Genomic DNA, 5,967 nt, shown 5'->3' with positions numbered 1-5,967 from the left:
TAGTCCAGACGGCGTAAAGCCTGATTGTCGAAACTGCTGGATGTCTCCTGGTTCAGCAGACTGACCAGCAGGAGTGAGGCGTTGCTCGCCATGGACGCCAGATGAGGGCTAGTCCAGACGGCGGAAGGCCTGATTGTCGAAACTGCTGGATGTCTCCTGGTTCAGCAGACTGACCAGCAGGATGGCGCGTTTCTCCCCATCCGGTTCCAGATAGATGGCCTCGAACCCGGCCAATGGACCCGATTCGATCAACACCTTGTCGCCCTGGGTCGGCAGGTTGGCGTAGCTGGCTCTCGCCTCGTCGCTGTCATCGCGGCTCATCAACTGATAGACCAGCTGGCTGCTTATGGAGGTCCACTCCTTGCCAAAGTGGATGATGCGGCTGATGCCACGGGTCGATTTCAGGGTGACAGGGGTGACCTCTTCCAGATCTACATAGATGAACAGATAGTTGGGAAACATGGGTTCCCGCACCGGGACACGCTTGCCCCGCCGCAGCTTCTCGATTTCGACCATGGGGTAATAGGATGCAATCCCCTGGGCCTCAAGATGGGCGCGGGCGCGGGCCTCTTCCTTTGGCTTGCAGTAGGCCAGATACCATTTTTTCATGTTCTGTTATGTTCGTGTTGCCGTGCTCCCGGTTATGATAACCGCGACAATAAAAAAGGCCACGCTTGGCGTGGCCTTTTTTGCAGAGTGAGTGATTACCAACCTTTGACGATGCCGCCTTTGAACAGTTCGTTAGCAGTTTTGTACACTTCATCGCTCTGGAAGGCCTGGACGAACTCCTTCACCTTGGCGTCATCCTTGTTGTTGCCACGAGAAACGAGCAGGTTGACGTAGGGGGAGTCCTTGTCTTCCACGAACAAGCCGTCACGGCTTGGCAGCAGGTCGATCTGGGAGGCGTAGACAGTGTTGATGATGGCCAGATCCACGTCTTCCAGGGAACGGGGCAGCTGGGCTGCTTCCAGTTCAACAATCTTCAGCTTCTTCGGGTTGCTGGCGATGTCGAGCACGGTCGCTTCCAGGCCTGTGCCCTCTTTCAGGGTCAGCAGGCCCTGCTTTTGCAACAGGATCAGGGAACGACCCAGGTTGGTCGGATCGTTCGGCACGGCGATCTGCGCACCCTCTTTCAGATCGGCCAGGGTCTTGATCTTCTTGGAGTAGCCGGCGATGGGGTAGACGAAGGTGTTGCCGACCGGCACCAGATCAAAGCCGCGATCCTTGACCTGGCTATCCAGATACGGTTTGTGCTGGAAGGCGTTCAGATCGATGCTGCCATCGTTCAGGGCCACGTTCGGGGTGGCGAAGTCGGAGAAAGTAACTACTTCGACATCCAGACCGAACTTGTCCTTGGCGACCTTGGCCGCGGCTTCCACCAGCTGGGATTCCGCCCCGGCGATGGCACCCACTTTCAGGGTCTTGTTCTCTTCTTTCTGACCACAACCGGCCAGAACCAGGCCAGCCAGCAGGGCAGCCGCAACGGATTTAATGCCAAATTTCATAAAAACCTCCTGTCAGCAATCGACGATTAACGATGATCACATGTGTTGACCAGGCGCTCACCTGCGCTCTGGATGAGTTGAACCAGTAAAACCAGAATGACGACGGTTGCCAGCATGACGGTGGGGTCAAAGCGCTGATAGCCGTAGCGAATACCCACATCACCCAGACCACCGCCGCCGATGGCACCGGCCATGGCAGAGTAGTTCACCAGCGTGACCAGGGTAATAGTGACGCTGTTAACGATGCCGGGCAGGGCCTCGGGCAGCAGCACCTTGGTAATGATTTGCAAGGGTTTGGCACCCATGGCCTTGGCAGCTTCCAGCAAGCCGTCCGGCACCTCCATCAGGGCGCCTTCTACCAGACGGGCGATGAAGGGCACGGCACCTATGGTCAGCGGCACTATGGCGGCTATGGTGCCTATGCTGGTGCCGACGATCAGCCGGGTCAGCGGAATGATGGCGACCAGCAGAATGATGAAGGGCACTGAGCGGCCAATGTTGACCAGGATGCCGAGCAACTTGTTCAGGACCGGGTTGGCCAGGATCTGGCCCGCCTTGGTCACGTGCAGTGCAACACCCAGCGGCAGGCCGAGCAGGCAGCCAAACAGGGCGGAGGCAAACACCATCAGCAGGGTATCGCCGAGTGCTGTGACCAGCAGATTAATCATTGCTTCGGACATAACCCATTACCTCCAGCTGAATGCGATTGTGATCAGGGACTGCGTCTGGCATCCCTTGAGGGCAGTGATGAGTAGATCAGTCATTGCTGCGGACATAACCCATTACCTCCAGCTGAATATGGTTGTCGATCAGGAACTGCTGGGTCGCCTCGCACTGGGCCTCATCCCCGAACAATTCTGCCAGCAGGAAGCCGAACTTGACGCCCCCGGCGTACTCGATATCGGCGCTCAGTATGCTGATATCGATGTTGAAGCGACGGCTCGCCTCGGAAATCAGTGGCGTATCGACTGTGCTACCGGTAAAGCCGAGCTTTACCAGCGGATAACTGTTGGCCACCCGCTCTGCACTTAGCCTGTCCTGATACTCCTGCGGTACCTCCAGATGTATGGTGGAGTGGATGAAGTCCCGTGCCAGCTGGGTTTTGGCATTGCTGAAGAACCAGGCGACCTCGCCCTGCTCGATCAGACTGCCGTCGCTGATGATGGCTACGTCATCACAGATCCCCTTCACCACGTCCATCTCATGGGTGATGAGCAAGATGGTGAGCCCCAGTTTGACGTTGATCTCCTTGAGCAGGCTCAGGATCGAACGGGTAGTCTGTGGATCCAGGGCCGAAGTGGCCTCGTCACACAGTAATACCTTGGGAGCCGGTGCCAGGGCGCGGGCGATGGCGACGCGCTGTTTCTGACCGCCTGACAGCTCGGACGGATAGGCATGCGCGCGGGCTTCCAGCCCGACCAGGGCCAGCAATTCATCGACCCGGGCCCGGATTTGGGACTTGCTCCAGCCTGCCAGTTCCAGCGGGAACGCGATATTGGCGAACACGGTACGGGAGGAGAGCAGGTTGAAGTGCTGAAAAATCATGCCGATCTGGCGGCGGGCCAGGGTCAGCTCCCGCTCCGGCAGGGCGACCAAGTCCTGGCCATCGACGATGACCTGGCCCTCTGTCGGGCGCTCCAGCAGGTTGACACAACGAATGAGGGTGCTCTTGCCAGCCCCTGAGGCGCCGATCACCCCGAAAATTTTGCCTTGTGGCACATGCAGGCTCACGTCACGCAGGGCGTGCACGGCATCACTGCCTTTACCGTAGACTTTGTTGAGACCGTTCAACTTAATCATGGATTCTTCCGTGCTAACAGCCTTAAAGCACAGGGCGCTACAGGCGGGTGAATTGGGCAGAGGTTCCACTGGGTTACTCTGTCATCATGGAGGATGATGCTAAGATGTCTGGATGGCTGTGTCAATGCTGATTTAGACGTTTAGACGTCTAAAAAAGTGCTAAGGATTCCCGCCTGCCGACTAACGCGAACGGTGATCTGGTTCACATCAATATTGTATTTGGCAGTGTAGCCATATTGCCGAATATCACATGGTAAATGTGTTCTTATATCCTTCTTTATTAGTCTCGATTCAGATTTGCCTGGCCATGCTGCCATTACGACCGTATCGGCACAAATCATTCCACTTTGTTCTGATCGCTGTTTTCTTGGTCGTTGCCTGCCATGCCCAGACTCAGGACATAGTGCAGCAGGTGTGTCGTCAGGAGGAGAAACTCATCGGCGAGCTGGGCCACCTGGCCCGCGAGTGCCCGGCGCAAGAGACGGTCGCACTGCTGAGTGCGCTGTCATCGCACGAGCAGACCCGTATGACCCGGCTGGTGCACGGGGGCATCGTCTAGCTACACAGGTGTAATGAGAGAGGCCCAGCATCTGCCGGGCCTTTTCTATGATCGACCCAAGGTGGGGATGCCGCCTTACTGCTGTTCGGCGGTGCGTTCGGCCGCATGGAGGGCGGCGCCTATGATACCGGCCTGATTGAGGTTGGCGGCCGCTACCAAGGGGGCCCGGGTCTCAATCTTGTCGATGAACTTATCGAGCTTGGAGGAGCTGCCGCCCCCCAGAATGAAGAGGTCGGGGGAGAACAGAAACTCCAGCCTGGCCAGGTATTTGTTGAAGCGTTTGCCCCAGCGGCCCCAGGAGAGATCCTCGCGTTTGCGCACCGCATCGGAGCAGTAGTGCTCGGCAACCTTGCCCTCCAGCATCAGGTGGCCCAGCTCGGTGTTGGGCAGCAGCTGGCCATTGACGAACACGGCCGTGCCTATGCCGGTGCCGATTGTGACGAGTATGATGACGCCCTTGCGATCCTTGCCGGTACCGAAGCGCATCTCGGCCAGGCCAGCCGCATCGGCATCGTTGAGCACATGGCAGGGCAGGCCGGTCACATCGGCAAACAGGTGAGCGGCATCGGTCTCAACCCAGCGCTTGTCGATGTTGGCCGCACTCTTGGCGATGCCGTTGTGGATGGTGGCGGGAAAGCCGCAGCCCACCGGGCCCTTCCATTGGAAATGTTCTACCAGTGCCTTGAGGGTATGTGCCACGGCGGCCGGGGTGGCCGGTTGCGGCGTCACCAGACGATGGCGCTCGCCAATCAGCTCGCCCGTTTCGGTATCGACCAGGCATCCCTTGATCCCTGAGCCACCGATATCCACTCCCAACATCTGCATCAGATTGTTCCTTTTATAGTGCCGACGCTTTACCGTCGACAGAGCATGAAAAAATGACGTGTATCCGGCAAGGGGCAGACCGCTTATGCGTGATCTGGTAAACCTTTTTCGATGCAACGGATCAGCAAACGGGTTTTTTTGCTGTCATCCTGCTGGCGCCGGGCCAGGGTTGCCAGCGCCCACGTTATGTGTTCGGCCACCATGGGCTCAGCCTCGTCCAGCGCGAGTTGCAACGCCGCTATGACGTCGGGGATGGCCGGGCCGTTGCCGAGTGCCACCGCCAGGTTGCGGCGCCAGCGCTGATAGCCGATACGCCGGATCGGGCTCCCCTCAGTGTGCTTGAGAAACTCGCTCTCGCTCCAGCGCCACAGCTCTAGCAGGGGGGGGCGGTGCAGGTTGGGGCGCGCTTTGAAGTCGGGTTCCGGGCTTACATTCGCATAGCGATTCCAGGGGCAGATGAGCTGGCAATCGTCACAACCATAGATGCGATTGCCCATCAGCGGCCTGAACTCTTCCGGGATGGGGCCGTCGTTCTCTATGGTGAGGTAGGAGATGCAGCGGCGCCCATCCACCACATAGGGGGCGACGATGGCGCCGGTCGGGCAGATATTGATGCAGGCCACGCACTTGCCGCACAGCTCTTTTTCCACCGGGGCATCCAGGGGGAGCGGCAGGCTGATCAGCAGCTCCCCCAGAAAGAAGAAGGAACCCGCCGACTCGTTGAGCAACAGTGAATGCTTGCCAATCCAGCCTAGTCCCGCCTTGGCGGCCAGTGGCCGCTCCAGTATGGGGGCCGAGTCGACGAAGGGGCGCCACTCTCCCATGGTGTCCTGGTCGGTGTGAAACAGCGCCTGGCAGCGCTGCTCGATCCGCTCCCCCAGCTGCTTGAGGCGGTTGCGCAGCACCTTGTGGTAGTCGCGGCCGAGGGCGTAGCGGCTGATGTAGCCGAGGGTCGGGTCGCGCAGGGTGGCGGCAAAGCCGGCCTCGAAAGGCAGGTAGTTCATCCGTACCGACAGCACCCGCAGGGTGCCTGGCAGCAGTTCGTGGGGCCTGGCTCGCATCATGCCGTGGCGGGCCATGTAGTCCATGCTGCCGTGATGGCCGGCATCCAGCCAAGCCTGCAACCTGGGCTCTTCGAGGCTGAGATCCGTGTCCGTGATGCCGATCTGGTCAAATCCTAGCTCGCTCGCCCATAGCTTGATATCGTGGGCCAACTGCTGCAAATCAGGTGTGCTCATGCTGCATCCAGCCCCAAAGGCTTGATGTCCCGGGTCAACC

General features: G+C 59.0%; 7 protein-coding genes. 1 reads left to right on the top strand and 6 read right to left on the bottom strand.

Annotation, left to right across the window (positions count from 1 at the left end):
* Positions 1-108 precede the first annotated feature (108 nt).
* From rfaH to metN, 4 genes are all read right to left on the bottom strand, one after another.
* The gene (gene rfaH / locus BN1129_RS05995; protein ID WP_042035136.1) at positions 109-609 is read right to left on the bottom strand and encodes a transcription/translation regulatory transformer protein RfaH; all 501 of its coding nucleotides are present in this window, start codon (positions 607-609) and stop codon (positions 109-111) included.
* Between the two features lie 95 nt (positions 610-704).
* Positions 705-1,505: a methionine ABC transporter substrate-binding lipoprotein MetQ gene (gene metQ, locus BN1129_RS05990; RefSeq protein ID WP_042035135.1), complete on the bottom strand. Its 801-nt coding sequence runs from the start codon at positions 1,503-1,505 to the stop codon at positions 705-707.
* 26 nt (positions 1,506-1,531) lie between these two features.
* On the bottom strand, positions 1,532-2,185 hold the full coding sequence (locus BN1129_RS05985; RefSeq protein ID WP_042035134.1) for a methionine ABC transporter permease: 654 nt from the start codon (positions 2,183-2,185) through the stop codon (positions 1,532-1,534).
* Positions 2,186-2,261: 76 nt separating this feature from the next.
* Complete coding sequence (gene metN / locus BN1129_RS05980) at positions 2,262-3,305, bottom strand: methionine ABC transporter ATP-binding protein MetN (RefSeq protein WP_042035133.1); 1,044 nt, start codon at positions 3,303-3,305, stop codon at positions 2,262-2,264.
* A 367-nt stretch (positions 3,306-3,672) separates the two neighbouring features.
* Between metN and BN1129_RS23740 the strand changes: the two genes are divergently transcribed.
* A complete protein-coding gene (locus tag BN1129_RS23740) occupies positions 3,673-3,864 on the top strand; it encodes a hypothetical protein (protein ID WP_042035132.1) in 192 nt (63 codons plus the stop codon).
* Between the two features lie 75 nt (positions 3,865-3,939).
* Here BN1129_RS23740 and ppgK read toward each other — a convergent pair whose 3' ends face one another.
* Together ppgK and queG are read right to left on the bottom strand one after the other, a co-directional pair.
* Complete coding sequence (gene ppgK / locus BN1129_RS05970; RefSeq protein WP_042035131.1) at positions 3,940-4,689, bottom strand: polyphosphate--glucose phosphotransferase; 750 nt, start codon at positions 4,687-4,689, stop codon at positions 3,940-3,942.
* Positions 4,690-4,772: 83 nt separating this feature from the next.
* Positions 4,773-5,927, bottom strand: coding sequence for a tRNA epoxyqueuosine(34) reductase QueG (gene queG, locus BN1129_RS05965; RefSeq protein WP_042035130.1), 1,155 nt, complete (start codon positions 5,925-5,927; stop codon positions 4,773-4,775).
* Positions 5,928-5,967: the final 40 nt, after the last annotated feature.

This window comes from Aeromonas popoffii, from assembly GCF_000820025.1.
Taxonomy (GTDB): domain Bacteria; phylum Pseudomonadota; class Gammaproteobacteria; order Enterobacterales; family Aeromonadaceae; genus Aeromonas; species Aeromonas popoffii.
This window is presented reverse-complemented; position numbering and strand designations above follow the sequence as displayed.